Consider the following 15,882-nt stretch of genomic DNA (forward strand, 5'->3'; position numbering starts at 1 on the left):
CTAGAACGGCCGGAATGGCCAGAAGCTTCCACGGGAGGTGTGAATGCCGCATACGCAAATCCGGACGGCGCGCTGCGCGGCGCTGGTCGGCCCCTATCTCGCCGGCAAGACGACGCTGCTCGAAAGCCTGCTGTTCGCGGCGGGGGCCGTCACCCGCAAGGGCAGCGTGCGCGACGGCAACGCCGTGGGCGACAATTCGCCGGAGGCGAAGGCCCGGTCGATGAGCACCGAGCTGAACGTCGCCTCCTTCGATTACCTGGGTGAACGCTGGTCGATCCTGGACTGCCCCGGCTCGGTGGAGCTGGCGGGCGAGGCGCAGGCGGCGCTGATGGCCGCCGACATCGCCATCGTGGTGGCGGAGGCGGCGCCGGAGAAGGCGGTCCTGCTGGCCCCGCTGTTCAAGGTGCTGGACGACCACCGCATCCCGCATCTGCTGTTCATCAACAAGATCGACACGCTGGGCGACCTGCGGGTGCGCGACGTCGTCGCCGCCTATCAGGAGGTCTCGGCCCGCAAGCTGGTCCTGCGCGAGGTGCCGCTGCGCGAGAACGGCCAGATCACCGGGCTGGTCGATCTGGTCAGCGAACGGGCCTGGCGCTTCAACCCGCACAAGCCGTCCGATCTGGTGGCCCTGCCCGACAGCGTCCGCGACTGGGAGGCGGAGGCGCGGCAGGCGATGCTGGAATCGGCCGCCGACTTCGATGACGCCCTGCTGGAAAAACTGCTGGAGGACATGGCCCCCGACAGCGCGGAGCTGTACCAGACGCTGGCGCACGAGCTGGCCGACGACCTGATCGTCCCGGTCTTCTTCGGATCGGCGGAGAACGACAACGGCATCCGCCGCCTGCTGAAGGCCCTGCGCCATGACGGGCCGGAGGTCGGCGTCACCGCCGCCCGCATCGATATCCCGTCGGATGCGACGGTGGCGGCGCAGGTGGTCCGGACCATGGTGGGCTCCCATGCCGGCAAGCTCAGTCTTGCCCGCATCTGGCGCGGCACCGTCACCGATGGCATGACGCTGGGCGGAGAGCGGGTGTCCGGCATCTTCCAGCTGTTCGGCCGCGACCAGACCAAGGTGCCGCAGGCGGTGGCGGGCGATCTCGTGGCGCTCGGCCGGCTGGAAAAGGCGGCGACCGGCGACCGCCTGACCGAGAAGGCCAATCTCGGCCCGCCCGCCGACTGGCCGGCCGCCGCCCCGCCGGTGCATGGGCTGGCTCTGCGCGCCGAGAACCGCAATGACGAGGTGAAGCTGTCCGCCGCCCTGCAGAAGCTGCGGGAGGAGGACCCGTCCCTGACGCTCGACCAGTCGCCCGAAACCGGGGAGCTGGTTCTGTGGGGACAGGGCGACGTGCATCTGAAGCTGGCGATGGACCGGCTGCGCAGCCGCTTCAACGTCGCGGTGAAGGGCCAGCCGCCGCAGGTGCCCTACAAGGAGACGATCCGCAAGAGCACCAGCCATCACGCCCGCTTCAAGCGCCAGACCGGCGGCCACGGCCAGTTCGCCGACATCCATGTGGAGGTCCGCCCGCTGCCGCGCGGATCGGGCATCCAGTTCGAGGACGCGGTGGTCGGCGGCGCCGTGCCGCGCCAGTACATCCCGGCGGTGGAGGCCGGCGTGCGCGAGGCGTCGGTCCGCGGGCCGCTCGGCTTCCCGGTGGTCGACTTCGCCGTGCGGCTGACCGGTGGCCAGTTCCATGCCGTCGACAGTTCCGACATGGCCTTCAAGACGGTGGCGCGGCAGGCGATGGCCGAGTCCCTGCCGGCCTGCGAGCCGGTGCTGCTGGAGCCGATCCTGACCGTCACCATCGCGGTGCCCAGCGCCTTCACGCCCAAGGTGCAGCGTCTGGTCAGCGGCCGGCGGGGCCAGCTTCTGGGCTTCGACGCGCGGCCGGGCTGGCCGGGCTGGGACGAGGTGAAGGCGTGCATGCCGCAGGCGGACATGCAGGATCTGATCGTGGAGCTGCGGTCGCTGACCTTCGGCGTCGGCAGCTACAGCGCCGAGTTCGAGCGCCTGCAGGAGGTGGTGGGCAAGGCCGCCGACCGCGCGGTGGAAATCCGCAAGGACATGCTGGCGGCGCTATAGGCGGGCGGAGGGCGAGGGGAAAAGAACAGGACCGTCCAAACTCTCAAACGAAAAGGGCCGGCACCCTTGCGGCGCCGGCCCTTTCCTTACTCAGTCACCGCGGCGGTGCGGTCAGCGCAGGTTGCCGCAGGCGCGCTGGATGCGCTTGCACGCCTCTTCCAGCGCTTCCGTCGAGGTCGCGTAGGAGATGCGGAAGTGCGGGGCGAGGCCGAAGGCAGACCCCTGGACGACGGCGACGCCTTCCGACTCCAGCAGGTAGGTGACGAAATCCTCGTCGGTCTCGATCACCTTGCCGTCCGGCGTCGTCTTGCCGATGGTGCCGGCGCAGGACGGATAGACGTAGAAGGCGCCTTCCGGCTTCGGGCAGCTGATGCCGGTGGCCTGGTTCAGCATCGACACCACCAGGTCGCGGCGCTGGCGGAAGGCCTCGCCACGCTCCTTGATGAAGTCCTGCGGACCGTTCAGCGCCTCGACGGCGGCGGCCTGGGCGATGGAGGTCGGGTTGGAGGTCGACTGGCTCTGGATGACGCCGATGGCCTTGATGAGATCCTTCGGGCCGCCGGCATAGCCGATGCGCCAGCCGGTCATCGCGTAGGACTTCGACACGCCGTTGACGGTCAGGGTGCGGTCGTACAGCGACGGTTCGACCTGGGCCGGGGTGACGAACTCCAGGCCGTCATACAGCAGGTGTTCGTACATGTCGTCGGTCATGACCCAGACATGCGGGTGCTTGACCAGCACGTCGGTCAGCGCCTTCATCTCGGCGCGGGTGTAGGCGGCACCCGACGGGTTCGACGGCGAGTTCAGGATCAGCCACTTGGTCTTCGGCGTGATCGCCTTCTCCAGGTCGGCGGGCTGCAGCTTGAAGCCCTGCTCGGCCGGGCAGGAGACGAAGACCGGCGTGCCTTCCGCCAGTTCCACCATGTCCGGATAGCTGACCCAGTAGGGGGCCGGGATGATGACCTCGTCGCCCTGGTTCAGCGTCGCCATCAGGGCGTTGTACAGCACCTGCTTGCCGCCGACGCCGACGGTGATCTGGTCGGGCGTGTACTTCAGGCCGTTCTCGCGCTCGAACTTGGCGCAGATCGCCTTCTTCAGGGCCGGCGTGCCGTCCACCGCGGTATACTTGGTGTCACCGGCCTCGATCGCCTTGATGGCGGCGGCCTTGATGTTGTCGGGGGTATCGAAATCCGGCTCGCCGGCACCCAGGCCGATCACGTCGCGACCGGCCGCTTTCAGCTCGCGGGCTTTGTTGGTCACGGCGATGGTCGGCGACGGCTTGATGCGGGACAGGCGGGACGCGATGATCGACATGGCGATGGGCCCCCTCAGGGCTATGGAGACGGTGTGGCGGAGACGTCGTGCGACGCCTGCCCCTCCGGGTGGAAGGCGCGAGGCGGGACCTTACTTCCGCTCCACCCCGGTTGCAAGGCCGGTCGGCCGGTGAAAACCGCCCGGTTCCGCGGATTTTCCGCCCTGTGGCCGCACCGTACCGGCGCATCGGCCAAGCCGTATCGGGTCATCGTTGGCGGGCAGCCTTGCGCCGCTTCGCCGGTATTCCCGACACCCTTCGGATGGAGCCTGCGGAATTACCAAATACCACCCTCATCATGAGCAGCATTATTTCTTACGATACAAATGAATACCATGATGGTCCAAAACCTTTCGTTCCTACTCCACTTGACATTTTCGGCCTAACCGTGTGTAAAGTCTCGCGTGGGGAACTGAATTCAAGAAGGGATAAGAACCGTGTTTTCCCGTATAGTGCTTGCGGCCTCGGCCGCGCTGATGCTGACCGGCGGCGTCGCTTTCGCTCAGGACGTCATCCAGACCCGCAAGGCCGGGTTCGAGGACTACAAGAAGGCGATGGGCGAGATCAAGGACGCGGTGGGCAAGGGCGATCTGGCTGCCATCGGTCCGGTGGCCGACCGCATCGACGCCTTCGCCGCCAAGATCCCCGGCCTGTTCCCGCCCGGCTCCGACAAGGGCAAGACGGCGGCCAAGGAAGTGATCTGGGCGAACTTCCCGGACTTCACCGCCAAGGCGCAGGACACGCAGACCGCCGCCAAGGCGCTGAAGGTCGCCGCCGCCTCGGGTGACAAGGCCGCGACGGGCAACGCGTTCGGCGCCATGGCCGACACCTGCAAGGCCTGCCACCAGCGCTACCGCTCCGAATAAGCGGCAGTTCCGACGGACGCCGGCCAGACGGAAAAAGCCCTTCCCCACCGACGTGGGGAAGGGCTTTTCCATTACCGGAGCCCTGCCCGAACCTTTACTTGAACACGGGCTGCGGCGTGGCCGGCGTGCTGGCCGGCAGCAACGGATACTCGACGCGCGGCTGCTGGCCGGTCAGCGCCGTCAGGAAGGCAGTGATCTTGTCGATCTCCTGGTCGGACAGGGTGGCGCCGAGCTGGCTCGACCCCATCACCGCCACCGCCTGGCGCAGATCCCACACCTTGCCGGAATGGAAATAGGGGGCGGTCAGCGTGACGTTGCGCAGGGTGGGCGCGCGGAAGACATATTCGTCGTCGGCGGTCTTGGTGACGGCGAAGCGGCCCTTGTCGCCCGGCGGCAGGATCTCCGCCCCCGGACGGGTCACCACGCCGAAGGGGAAGTAATCATGACCGCCGACATTGACGCCGTTGTGGCAGCCGGCGCAGCCCTTGTCGATGAACAGCTCCAACCCGGCCTTCTGCGTGCCGGTCAGCGCATCGGCCTTGCCCTCCAGATACTGGTCGAAGGGAGAGGCGGGGGTGGTCAGCGTCGCTTCGAACGCCTCGATCGCCATGGCGACATTGTCGAAGGTCACCGGATCCTTCTCGTTCGGGAAGGCGTCGGCGAACTTGGCCTTGTAGGTGGGCATGCTGTTCAACACGGCCATCACGCGGTCGGGCGTGCTGTTCATCTCCACGCCGGCCTGGATCGGCCCCTTGGCCTGGGCCTTCAGGTCTTCCGCCCGGCCGTCCCAGAACTGGGCGACGTTCAGCACGGCGTTCAGCACGGTCGGCGCGTTGCGCGGACCCTTCTGCCAGCCATGGCCGACCGAGGTCTCCAGCCCGTCGACGCCGCCGAGGCCGAGATTGTGGCAGCTGTTGCACGAGAAGATGCCGCTGGCCGACAGGCGCGGATCGAAGAACAGCATCTTGCCGAGTTCGATCTTCTCGCGCGTGACCGCATTGTTGCGAATCGCCGGCAGGGTGGCGGGCAGCGGCTTGAACATTTCGCGCGCACGGCCCATCAGGGCGTCGCCCGCTGCTGGCGGATCGGCCGCCGGTGCCGTACCGGCGGTCGCGGCAAGGATGCCCAGGGCGGCGGCAGTGCCGATCAGCAGGCCTTTCAGCGCTGCGGTCGGGCGATGTCCGGATTGTGCGTGCATGGCTGGCTGTCCCCCGGCACGGCCGACATCCTCTACAACCTTCGGCTTCAAAAAAGCAAAGGTCGATCGATCCCGGAAGTCGGGCCGGCGTCATTGGTTCGTTGAGGTTTGGCTCGGATCAATCTGGAGTCATTCTAGACAAGCAGGCGTCCGGCCATAGACGACGAGTTGTCGCACACAACCAATGGCATATGGCTGCCACTTGAGGAAAACGCCCGGCGAAGACGCAGGCTCAGCCGGCGGCGCGCAGCACCAGGAAGACCAACCCCGCGGAAGCGGCCAGGATCGCCAGCGCCAGCGCCGCCGGGGCGCGCCGCGGTTCCGACGTCGCGACACGGCCGGGCAGACTCTTGCGGCCGGTCACCATCGGCCGGATCAGGTTGTCCTTCTTGACCAGCAGGTAGAAGAACACGGCCACCACATGCAGACCGATCAGCACGAAGATGCCGTTGGCCAGCAGGCGGTGGACCGAGCTCAGCGCCGCCACCGTGGCGCCGGAGGCCATCGGCACCAGCGGACCGTCGACCAGGATGTCGTCGCTGGTGAACAGGCCGCTTGTCGCCTGGACCAGCAGGATCAGCAGCAGCGCCACCACCATCAGTGCGCCCAGCGGGTTGTGGCCCAGGGTGAAGGCGGCTTCCCCACCCGCCCGCGACCGCTTCAGATAGTCCAGGATGGCGCCCGGCCCCTTGACGAAATCGGCAAAGCGCGCGGTCTGGCTGCCCACCACGCCCCAGCCCAGCCGGAACAGCACCAGTATCAGAACTGTTTCCCCCGCCAACATATGAATGGAAAGCATACCAAGCTCGGCCGACAGAATCGCGACAGCCACCGCGGCGACCAGCCCCCAATGAAACAGCCGGGTCGGCAGGTCCCAGACCCGAACCTCACGCCCATGTTTCTCCCGAGTCGCGGTATGACCACTTGCCATCGCTCGATCCTCGCAGTGTTCAGCCGTATTTCCGGCGCTTGTCATCTGCGGCAAAGGGACGGATTCTTTGTCCTGATCCTGGAAACGCCGCAGTCCCGTGGTGGCATCGGTCGAATGGCCTGTCAACAGGCTTGAAGCACCGCCCGGCCGGCGGATATGAGAATGCGACGCATCAGCCGGCCTGCCGGCGCAAAGACAGCCGTAATTCCCCCTCACCCCCGGTTACAAGGACTCATAGGCCATGCCCGACAAACAGCTCCTCCACCTCGTGTTCGGCGGCGAACTCGTGCGTCCGGACACGGACCAGTTCGTCGATCCGTCGAAGCTGCACATCGTCGGCATCTTCCCGAGCTACGAGGACGCCTACAAGGCATGGCGCGGCGCCACCGGCCAGACCATCGACGATGCCCACACCCGCTACTACATCGTCCACCTGCACCGCTTCCTCGATCCGGCGGCGGACGATCACAAGCACTGAAGCCGTCGAACCGGCGCGCGGCGGGCGAGACCCTGGTACAGGGAACCGCCCGCCGCGCAGCGGCGTTGACCGGTCGATGACCGTCTATTTCACCTCCGACACCCATTTCGGCCATGGCGGCGCCCGCGGGCGCTTCCGCCGCCCCTTCGACTCCACGGCCGAGATGGACGCGGCGATGGAGGCCAACTGGAACGCCACCGTCGGCCCCGGCGACGAGGTCTGGCACCTCGGCGACTTCGCCCTGCACATGCGGCCGGACGCCATGGCGGACCTGCTCGGCCGGTTGAACGGCGCCAAGCATCTGGTCGCCGGCAACAATGACGGCGCGGCCACGCTTGCGCTGCCGGGCTGGGCCAGCGTGCGGCATTACGCCGAACTGACGCTGGACGGCGTCGATCTGGTGATGTGCCATTACGCCTTCCGCACCTGGAACGGCATGCACCGCAAGGCGCTGAACCTGCACGGCCACAGCCACGGCCAATTGAAGCCGCAGCCGCGGCAGATCGACGTCGGCGTCGATGTCTGGAATTTCCGTCCCGTCACCCTGGCCGAACTGACGGTCCCGCGTCCGCGGCGCAAGAAGGCGCCTGAGGACCAAGCACCCTCCTGACTACGCGGTCTGGCGCAGCCGCTCCGTCAGCAGGCCGCAGGCGGCGTCCGCCGGCACCGGGCGGCCGGTCAGCCAGCCCTGCACCTGGGTGCAGTTGTGGTGGCGCAGGAAATTGGCCTGCTCGGTCTTCTCCACCCCTTCGGCGACCACATGCAGGCCCAGCATGTCGGCCATGGCGATGATGGTGGACACGATGCCGGCATCCTCGCGCTCGTTCGGCACGCCGTTGATGAAGGAGCGGTCGATCTTCAGCGTGGTGATCGGCAGCCGCTTCAGATAGCTCAAGCTGGAATGGCCGGTGCCGAAATCGTCCACCGCCACCCGGATGCCCATCGCCTTCAACGCCGCCAGCACCCCCAGCGCATGGTCGAGGTCCTGCATCACGGCCCCCTCGGTGATCTCCAGCTCGATCAGGCCGGGGGGCAGGCCATGGCGGTCGATGATGCGTTGGAAATCATCGGCGCTGCGGTTGCGCAGATGCTTGGGCGAGATGTTGACGGCGACCGGCACCGGCTCGATGCCCGCATCCAGCCACTCGCGCATCTGCCGGCAGGCCTCGTCCAGCACCCAGTCGCCGAGCGGCACGATGAAGCCGGTCTCCTCCGCCACGGGAATGAACTCGCCGGGCGGGATCATCGTTGCCCGCTCCTGATCCTGCCCCGGCTTTTCCCAGCGCAGCAGCGCCTCGAATCCCTCCAGGGAGAAATCGATCAGCGACACCTTCGGCTGGTAATGCAGGCGGAACTGCTTCAGCGCCAGCGCCGCGCGCAGGTCGCCGTCCAGCGCCAGCTGGCGCCGCGCCTGTTCGGCCAGTTCGGGGCGGAAGAAGGCATAGCGGCGCCCGCCCATCCGCTTGGCGGCATAGAGCGCCGTTTCGGCGGCGCGCAGCAACGCCTGCGGGTCCATGATGTCGCCCGTCGCATCCCAGCCCGCCGCACCCGCCAGATTGTCGGGGTAGACGGCGATGCCCACCGCCGGGCGGACATAATGTTCGCAGCCCGGCAGGGTAACCGGAGCGTCGAAGGAGTCGAGGATGCGTTCGGCGATGGCCGCAGCCTCCTGGGCACCGCGGATCTCCTCGATGATCACGGCGAAATCGTCGGTGCCGATGCGACCGACGGGATCGTCGGGGCGGACGGCGGCGGCGACCCGCCGAGCCACCTCCTGCAAAAGCGCATCGCCGGCCTGATGGCCCAGCGTGTCGGTGATCAGCTTGAAGCGCGACAGGTCCAGGCACAGCACGGCGAAGGGGCGGCGGTCGCGATGGCTGCGCTCCACCGCCGCCTCCATCAGCGACTCGATCATCGCCCGGTTGGGCAGGCCGGTCAGCCGGTCGCGGGTGGCCAGCCTCATCAACTCGCGCTCATGCCGCAGCCGGTCGGTCACGTCGGCCAGCGCGCAGACGAAGCCGCGGCGCCCCCGCACCACCAGCGGCGAGACGCTGAGCGAGGCGTCGATGCGGTCGCCGCCTCCGGGACGTTCGATCCCCAGCGCATGCTCCCGCACCGGCGCCGCAGTCTCGGCGTCACCGATAAGGTCGACAGCCATATCGGCCAGCAGCGAATCGATCCGGGCGCGATCGGGAGCGGCGAACAGGCTCGACAGCGGACGCCCGCGCAGGTCTTCGGCCGGAACGCCGAGCAGGGCGACGGCGGCGGGATTGTGCTCCTCGATCCGGCCGCGGGAATCGACCAGCAGGATCGCCTCGCTGACATTGTTCATGATGCCGGCCAGCCGCTCGTCCCGTTCGATCAGGGCAATGGCGGCGCGGCGGAAGAACTCCATGGCGCGGGCCATCGCGCCGAATTCGTCGCGGCGCTCGCGGCCGGGAATGTCGATGTCGGTCCGACCCTCCGTCAGCAGGCGCATGCGGTCGGACAGCATTTCCAACGGGCCGACCACATGCTGCGACAGGAACAGCGATCCGGGCCAGCTCAGCACCAGCAGCACCGTCAGGAACAGCAGGAATCCCGACGCCTCCACCAGGAAGGCCCGGTCGAGATCGCCGACGTCGCCGGCGGCGGCGATGGCCCAGCCCCAGGGCTCGAACCGGCCTTCGGCGGTCACGGAGCGATCCATCGGCGGCCAGCCGGGCGGGACGATGCCGTCGGTGAAGATCGTGACATGGAAAGGCTTGGCCGCCAGCGCCCGCAGGGCCGTCCGCGCCCGGTCGCGCGCCTCCTCGGCCGACATGGCGCCCGACGCCGCCGACCGGTCCAGGTCGCGCAGAAGCCCGCCCGCCGAATCCACCAGCGCGGCCGCGACCTGTTCACGTTCGGCGATCATGCCCTGGCGCAGCAGGTAAAGCGCCGGGATCGCCGCCATCAGGCAGCCGATCAGGCCGATCCAGGTCAGCCAGCGAATCTTGCGGCGCAGCGTCATCGTGCCTGGCGTCGCTCTCTTGTCCGTTAGGTTAACGGACGGTTAGTCATTTGTGGAAAGTGGCGACTTCATTTCAATCGCGCAATGCAATTTTTTCTTCGCATGCGCAACAGACAGCTGTCCAACCGATACGAAGGTTGCAGGCTGCGACGCTTTGCCCCACAGGCAGCATTATTACCGATCATGGGGAGCGATGTTTCAAGCGGACTTGCCCGGCCGTCTCCTTCCGCGAAAGCGGAAAGACGGCCGGGCAAAAGGCGATCGGCGTTGACGGTCAGAGCCTTACCGGCCCGGCCCTCGGCTCATCCGTGGCTGGGATAGAGCCGCTGGAAGCCTTCGGTGACACGGGCGATCAGCGCCGGGTCGCGGTCGCGCCAATAGCGGGGATCACGCATCAGGGTGCGCAGTTCCGCCTCGCCATCCCCGCCGCCGGGGCGGGCTCCCGCCATCGACAGGGCGGACGGCTCGCTGCCGGTCATCATCGAATAGAGCGCCATGACACCTTCGTAGGAGGTTGTCAGCCCTTCGACCGCGGCCGGCGGCAGGGTCTTGCCGGCCCAGGCCAGCAGCTGCCGCGACACCTCGCGCCAGCGCTCCTCGCCGCCGAAACGGGCGACCAGCCGTTCGACCTCCCGTTCCGCCTGGAACTCGGCGGCGACGGTCTGGATCAGCGGGACCATCCGCTCGGCGGCAAGGTCGTACAGAAGCTGGGCCTGCGCCGGAGTATAGCCGGCCTCGAACAGGCGGCCGTTGATCTCCGGGTCCGGCTGGAACAGGCCATGATCGCAGGCGATGCAATAACCCTCCGCCGACTCCGGCGCCCCCATCAGACGACGAAGCTGCACCGGATCGAGGCTGGCCGGATCGAAAGCAGCCGGTTCGGGGGGCGCCGCCGGGCCGGCCGTCTGCGCCGAAGGCTGCTGGGACAGGCGCCGCTCAAGCTCCAGATAGGATTTCAGCAGCGCCTCGACGCGCAGTTCGCCGGTCTTGGGATCCCTGAACTTTTCGGGGATCGGCAGCAGCGGGACCGCGTCGGCGGCGGGTGCGGCGGCGGGTGCCGCGGTCAGCAAAGTGTCGGCCATCATCAACTCCTGCAGGATAGGGAAAGGGGGAAGGGCATGCCGCCGGTCAGCCCGCCCGCCCGCGCGCGACGAGCGCGAGGATGGTGGCGACCAGCTGGCGCTGTCCTTCGAGGTGGCGCAGAGCCGCCTCCGGCGCGTCGGGTCCCAGCGCGCGGTCGAGCGTCATCGCCCGCAACACCGCCAGCACCCGCGCGCCATCGGTCCCGGCGAAGCAGCGGGCGAAGCTGGGCGCCGGATCGGTCCCGGCCGCCGCTGTGGGGATCGGACCGGTCAGGGGCGGCGCCTCCAGCCAATCCCAGCCGGCCCGCTCGACCATCGGCGGCTCAGCCATTGGACAACTGGGCATTGGACAACTCGGCATCCGGTGCCGCCGCGGGTTCCGCCCGCATCAGCTTGGCCGGCACGCCGAAGGCCTCGCCCAGCCAGCGGGCGGTCGCCGCCGCGTCCACCGCGGTCTCTGCCTCCGGCCCCAGCGCCTTGACGCTGTCCAGCCAGCGCAGGGTCGCCTGGACGTCGCGCTGGGCCTGTGCCTGGGCAAGCGGGGAGCGGTGCTGCAACTCCACCAGACGGCCATCGACGGTGATGTCGGGGATCTCGCCGCGCCGGCGCAGGATCGCCACCGCCCGCAGCAGGAGCGGCGTCATCAGCTCCGCCTGGAGCCGCCCATAGGTGGCGCCGAGCAGCCGGGCCATCTCCACCGAGCGTTCCAGCACTTCGGTCGCAGTCATGCGCGCCGACTCCACCGGCCCCAGCCGGTCGACCAGCAGCGCGTGGCGGATGCGCCCGCGCAGGTCGTCCAGCACCAGCTGCGACACGTCGAACCGGCCGGGATTGGCCAACGGCGTCAGCCCGGCCGACCCCATCGCCTTCGGGATGATGGTGCCGGGGACCAACCGGATGGTGGCGGGATTCAGCACCCCGTCATCCTCCGCCTGCCAGATGCCGGTGACGGCAATGGAGGCGTTCTTCAGCACCAGCTCCACCACCTTGTTGGCGGTCTTGATGTCGGGCAGCGCCTTCATCACCGGCGAGCGGCCATAGGTTTCCCCCGGCGCCTTCAGCCAACGGAAATTGACGAAGGGCGACTGGGCGAAGCGCCCCTGCGCCAGCCAGGACGGCTCGGTGAGCCCGCTGTCCAGCACCACCCCCCAGCGATAGGCCGTACCGTCGGGCAGCACCGCCTCGACCAGAGGGAAGCGGCTGTCGGGTTCGTCGGCCGCCTGTTTGCGCAGCTCGTCGGGCAGGTCCGCACCGGGGAAGCGCTGGAGGATCTGCGCCAGCGTCGCCTCGCTACGGCGGAAGGTGGCGTCCAGCCGGCCGTCCGGCCCCTCTTCCAGCACCGCTTCGGCCAGCGGCACGGCGGTAAAGCGCAGGCTGGACGGGGCGCCGGGTGCGGCCTCCTCCATCAAGAGGCAGGCGGTACCGACGCTGACGAGGTCGAGGAAGGCCTGATGCACCTCCACCGCGAAGTTGGAGCGGTCGAAATGCGCCTGCACGATCCCGGCGGCACGGTCGAGCAGCGGAGCGATGCGGTCGCGCTCCGCCCCCACCAGCGCCGGACCGGGCTGGAAGCCGAACCAGCGCGACCAGGGCGGTGTCAGTTCCGACAGCAGGCTGGCCGCCAGCTGTTCCACCGCATCGGGGGCGGTGCCGTCGAACAGCCGGTCGACGCGCCGCTCGCCCGGCGTTCCGCCGCCGCGGAAGGGCCGGCCGTTGGGCAGCGCATGGTCGTAGCAGTCCTGCCAATGGCTCTCCCAGACGGCCCGGCTCTCGCGGGCGAGGCGATAGCGCTCCAGCAGGGCTTCCGGCTCCGACAGGTCCTTCGTCCTGCCTGCCGACCTGCCTGCGGCGGGTTTCACGGCTGCGGATGCGGGCATGCGCGGTCTCCTCCGGTCAGGTGGCGGTGCAGTTGCCAGGGGGTCAGCACCCAACGGGCGCGCAGGCCGATCAGGCGCTTGACCGCCTCGACGCAGGTGAAGGGGCCCCAGGGGGCGGGGCCGGCGGGACGGCGCAGCGGGGCGGGGTCCACCGTCAGCCCCTGGGCGCGGTACCAGCCCGGCAGGTCGAAGTCGGCCGGCAGGTCCAGCACCGCCACGTCGGTGAAACCCGCCAGCGGATCGACCGCCACCCAGCGCCGCCCGTCGTTCAGCAGGGCCAGGCAATGGCGGAAACCCGGCTTCAGCAGACGCAGCCACCACAGCGGCGCCTCTCCCCGGTACACCACCCAAGCGATCGGGGCGGCTGTCATCGGGCGATGCCCTTGTCGCGCAGGGCCGGTGCGATGACCTCGAAAGCCTCCTGCCACAAGGAATGGGCGCGCTGTTCGCGGAAGCGGTCGGGCTCCGGCGCGCTCTGGCGGCGGCCGTAATGGACCAGCACATGCAGATGGTCGCGCAGCAGCTTGCGCGTCCGGTACAGCCGGTCGACCACCCGCAGCACGTCCTGGGGCTCGCAGGGTCGCTCGACCAGCCCACGCCCGGCGACGACGCGGGCGCCGGCCGCCTTGGCGTCCTGCGCCTGCACCGCCCAGAACCACGCCTCCTCCGCCCCGGCGAAGGGCTCGCCATCGGCACGGTAGGGCTCCGGACCCAGGGGAACGGTGTGAGACAGGCGGGCGGCGGGCAAAGCGGGGGCGGCCGGACTCAGCATGCTGGTCTCCTTGCGGCTTCGGATTTTTGAAAGAGAGCGGCGCCGGGCCAGGATTGCGGCCGCGCCATCTGTTTGCGTTATGTTCCCGCCAATGAGGACGGTCAACAGTTTTATGAAAAAGTTCCTAGGGACGCTGTCGCCCGTTTATGAGATTATCGTCCCATGCTGAAACATACGGACATCTGGCGGGCCATCGACCGCCTCGCGGCACAGCACGGGCTCTCCGCCTCCGGGCTGGCGCGGCGCGCCGGACTGGACCCGACGACCTTCAACAAGAGCAAGCGCACGACCAACGACGGCAAGCTGCGCTGGCCATCGACCGAAAGCATCTCCAAGGTGCTGGATGCCACCGGCGCATCGTTGTCGGAATTCGTGTCGCTGGTCGGCGACGGCGCCGGCACCACCCCGCTGCAGCGCGTTCCGGTGATCGGCTATGCCCAGGCCGGATCGGCCGGCTATTTCGACGACGCCGGCTTCCCCGCCGGCAGCGGCTGGGACGAGCTGCTGTTCCCCAGCCTGGGCGACCCGCACGCCTATGCGCTGGAGATTTCCGGCGACAGCATGGAGCCGGTCTACCGCGACGGCGACACCATCATCGTGTCGCCCGCGGCACAAATCCGCCGCAACGACCGCGTCGTCGTCCGCACCAAGGGCGGCGAGGTGATGGCCAAGCAACTGATCCGCGAAACCGCGACCAAGATCGAGCTTCTGTCGATCAACCGCGCCCACTCCGACCGCATCATCCCGATGGCGGACGTCGCCTGGATGGCGCGGATCATCTGGGCGAGCCAGTGAGGATGCGGAGGCAAACCCCCACCTAACCTCCCCCGCTGGGCGGGGGAGGAACTGCCGCCGCTCTCCCGAACAAGCACCAATCCCCTCCCCCGCCCAGCGGGGGAGGGTTAGGGTGGGGGCAAGAGACTGGTGGGGGCAAACACCTCCCAACCCGGCCCACGATCCTAGGAAAATTTCCCTTTACCACCCACCCCGGCAGGCGCTACCGTCCATTCCATGGACCGCGCCGCCCGCCTGGACAGCCTTCACCGCACCCATGACGCCCGACCGCCGACGCCCGAGCTGCGCACCGCCCTGCTCGGCGGCGGCGCCCGCGCCAACGCCGTCAAGCGCGCCGCAACGCTCCGCCTGCACTCAGACCTCGCGGCCGAGGCTCGCCTCGCCACCGCGCGGCGCCGCGGCAGCCTGACCGCCGCGACCTGCCGGACCGATGCGTGGCTGGCCCGTTTGGCCGCCACGCTGGCCCATCACCGCCGGGCGGCGGTTGCTCTGCTCGATCAGCGGAACGCGTATTCCCAATAGAGCGCCCGCGCCCGCTGGAAGAGCGGACCGGCCGCGAAGCTGCGGTCCTCCACCTTGGTCACCGGCACGCATTTGGCGTGGTTGCCGGTGGAGAAGACCTCGTCGGCCTCCAGCAAGTCCTTGGGCGTCAAGGTGCATTCCTCCACCGTGACGCCGTCGCCCCGCAGCAGGGCGATGACGCGCTGTCGGGTGATGCCGTTCAGGAAGCAGCCGTTGGGAACCGGGGTGCGCACCACGCCGTCCTTGGCGATGAAGATGTTGGACGTCGCGAACTCCGCCACATTGCCGATGGCGTCCAGCATGATGGCGTTCTGGAAGCCGCGCTTGCGCGCCTCGGTCAGCGCCAGACCGGCATTCGGATAGAGGCAAGCGGCCTTGGCCTCGGTCGGGGCCATGGTCGGGATCGGGCGGCGGCGGGTGGAGATGCAGGCGGCGAAGCCGGTCGGCTGCGGCAGCGGGTCCTCGTAGATAGACAGGACGAAGCGCGTGCTCTCCGGCGCCGGGGCGACGAAGCCGTCGTCGGCGTAGAACATCGGGCGGATGTACAGCTCCGCCTCCTTGGGGAAGCGGCGGATGCCGTCCCAGCACAGCTCCTCGATCTCGCCGGCGGTGACCATCGGCTCCAGGCCCAGCACCTGGGCCGAACGGATGGCGCGGGCGCAGTGGAGGTCCAGGTCGGGGGCCACGCCCTGGAAGGCGCGCGCGCCGTCGAAGACCGTCGAAGAGAGCCAAAGCGTGTGGGACAGCGGTCCGACGATCGGCGGATTGCCCTCCACCCACTCGCCCTGGATCCAGCTCCACGCCTGGCCTGCCATGCCGCCCATGATTGGTCCTTCCCTAGGATAGAAATGCGTTCACCCGCTGGGCGACGCCGGTTCGCGCCGCCCATTGGTGGTTCGTCGTCGTTGGTGATCTCCCGAAGAGCATACCCCCTCGCCGCCGCCGGTCAACCGGTCCGCACGCAATTGTCCCGT

General features: G+C 68.7%; 16 protein-coding genes. 6 read left to right on the top strand and 10 right to left on the bottom strand.

Translation table 11 applies throughout. The features are described from left to right. The first annotated feature begins 43 nt into the window (after positions 1-43). Entirely contained in the window at positions 44-2,083 is a 2,040-nt protein-coding gene (locus tag F1643_RS01195; RefSeq protein WP_194909957.1) for an elongation factor G, read from the top strand. Positions 2,084-2,194: 111 nt separating this feature from the next. Here F1643_RS01195 and F1643_RS01200 read toward each other — a convergent pair whose 3' ends face one another. Further along, positions 2,195-3,397 (bottom strand): aspartate transaminase, encoded by a 1,203-nt coding sequence (locus F1643_RS01200; RefSeq protein ID WP_194909958.1) that lies wholly within the window; start codon positions 3,395-3,397, stop codon positions 2,195-2,197. Positions 3,398-3,832: 435 nt separating this feature from the next. Here F1643_RS01200 and F1643_RS01205 point away from each other — a divergent pair, with 435 nt between their 5' ends. Then, positions 3,833-4,261, top strand: a complete 429-nt coding sequence (locus F1643_RS01205; protein ID WP_149223915.1) for a cytochrome c — start codon at positions 3,833-3,835, stop codon at positions 4,259-4,261. A 94-nt stretch (positions 4,262-4,355) separates the two neighbouring features. Here the strand turns inward: F1643_RS01205 and F1643_RS01210 are convergent, their stop codons facing one another. Next, entirely contained in the window at positions 4,356-5,459 is a 1,104-nt protein-coding gene (locus F1643_RS01210) for a cytochrome-c peroxidase (protein ID WP_194909959.1), read from the bottom strand. A gap of 232 nt (positions 5,460-5,691) precedes the next feature. Beyond that, on the bottom strand, positions 5,692-6,435 hold the full coding sequence (locus F1643_RS01215; protein WP_370540432.1) for a cytochrome b/b6 domain-containing protein: 744 nt from the start codon (positions 6,433-6,435) through the stop codon (positions 5,692-5,694). A 196-nt stretch (positions 6,436-6,631) separates the two neighbouring features. On the opposite strand from F1643_RS01215, the gene F1643_RS01220 reads away from it, so the two are divergent. Both F1643_RS01220 and F1643_RS01225 read left to right on the top strand, forming a co-directional pair. Next, positions 6,632-6,868 carry a DUF4170 domain-containing protein gene (locus F1643_RS01220; protein WP_085090438.1) on the top strand — a complete coding sequence of 79 codons (237 nt, stop codon included), beginning with the start codon at positions 6,632-6,634 and terminating at the stop codon, positions 6,866-6,868. A 76-nt stretch (positions 6,869-6,944) separates the two neighbouring features. Beyond that, positions 6,945-7,478 carry a metallophosphoesterase family protein gene (locus F1643_RS01225; protein WP_194909962.1) on the top strand — a complete coding sequence of 178 codons (534 nt, stop codon included), beginning with the start codon at positions 6,945-6,947 and terminating at the stop codon, positions 7,476-7,478. Here the strand turns inward: F1643_RS01225 and F1643_RS01230 are convergent, their stop codons facing one another. The 6 genes from F1643_RS01230 to F1643_RS01255 form a co-directional block, all read right to left on the bottom strand. After that, a complete protein-coding gene (locus F1643_RS01230; RefSeq protein ID WP_194909965.1) occupies positions 7,479-9,860 on the bottom strand; it encodes a bifunctional diguanylate cyclase/phosphodiesterase in 2,382 nt (793 codons plus the stop codon). A gap of 302 nt (positions 9,861-10,162) precedes the next feature. Then, positions 10,163-10,942: a hypothetical protein gene (locus tag F1643_RS01235; protein ID WP_194910151.1), complete on the bottom strand. Its 780-nt coding sequence runs from the start codon at positions 10,940-10,942 to the stop codon at positions 10,163-10,165. 46 nt (positions 10,943-10,988) lie between these two features. Then, a complete protein-coding gene (locus F1643_RS01240; RefSeq protein WP_149223909.1) occupies positions 10,989-11,273 on the bottom strand; it encodes a hypothetical protein in 285 nt (94 codons plus the stop codon). Next, positions 11,266-12,819 carry a portal protein gene (locus tag F1643_RS01245; RefSeq protein WP_206692226.1) on the bottom strand — a complete coding sequence of 518 codons (1,554 nt, stop codon included), beginning with the start codon at positions 12,817-12,819 and terminating at the stop codon, positions 11,266-11,268. The genes F1643_RS01240 and F1643_RS01245 overlap by 8 nt, the downstream gene beginning before the upstream one ends. After that, on the bottom strand, positions 12,798-13,190 hold the full coding sequence (locus F1643_RS01250) for a hypothetical protein (protein ID WP_194909967.1): 393 nt from the start codon (positions 13,188-13,190) through the stop codon (positions 12,798-12,800). The genes F1643_RS01245 and F1643_RS01250 overlap by 22 nt, the downstream gene beginning before the upstream one ends. After that, complete coding sequence (locus F1643_RS01255) at positions 13,187-13,591, bottom strand: hypothetical protein (RefSeq protein ID WP_194909968.1); 405 nt, start codon at positions 13,589-13,591, stop codon at positions 13,187-13,189. Before F1643_RS01255 ends, F1643_RS01250 begins: the two co-directional genes overlap by 4 nt. Before the next feature lie 162 nt (positions 13,592-13,753). Here F1643_RS01255 and F1643_RS01260 point away from each other — a divergent pair, with 162 nt between their 5' ends. Then, the gene (locus F1643_RS01260) at positions 13,754-14,386 is read left to right on the top strand and encodes a helix-turn-helix transcriptional regulator (protein ID WP_194909970.1); all 633 of its coding nucleotides are present in this window, start codon (positions 13,754-13,756) and stop codon (positions 14,384-14,386) included. A 216-nt stretch (positions 14,387-14,602) separates the two neighbouring features. Continuing rightward, positions 14,603-14,908 (top strand): hypothetical protein, encoded by a 306-nt coding sequence (locus F1643_RS01265; protein ID WP_194909971.1) that lies wholly within the window; start codon positions 14,603-14,605, stop codon positions 14,906-14,908. Here the strand turns inward: F1643_RS01265 and F1643_RS01270 are convergent. Continuing rightward, positions 14,884-15,732 (bottom strand): branched-chain amino acid aminotransferase, encoded by an 849-nt coding sequence (locus F1643_RS01270; RefSeq protein ID WP_255542276.1) that lies wholly within the window; start codon positions 15,730-15,732, stop codon positions 14,884-14,886. The genes F1643_RS01265 and F1643_RS01270 overlap by 25 nt on opposite strands. Between the last annotated feature and the right edge of the window lie 150 nt (positions 15,733-15,882).

Source organism: Azospirillum sp. INR13 (assembly GCF_015390205.1).
GTDB lineage: Bacteria > Pseudomonadota > Alphaproteobacteria > Azospirillales > Azospirillaceae > Azospirillum.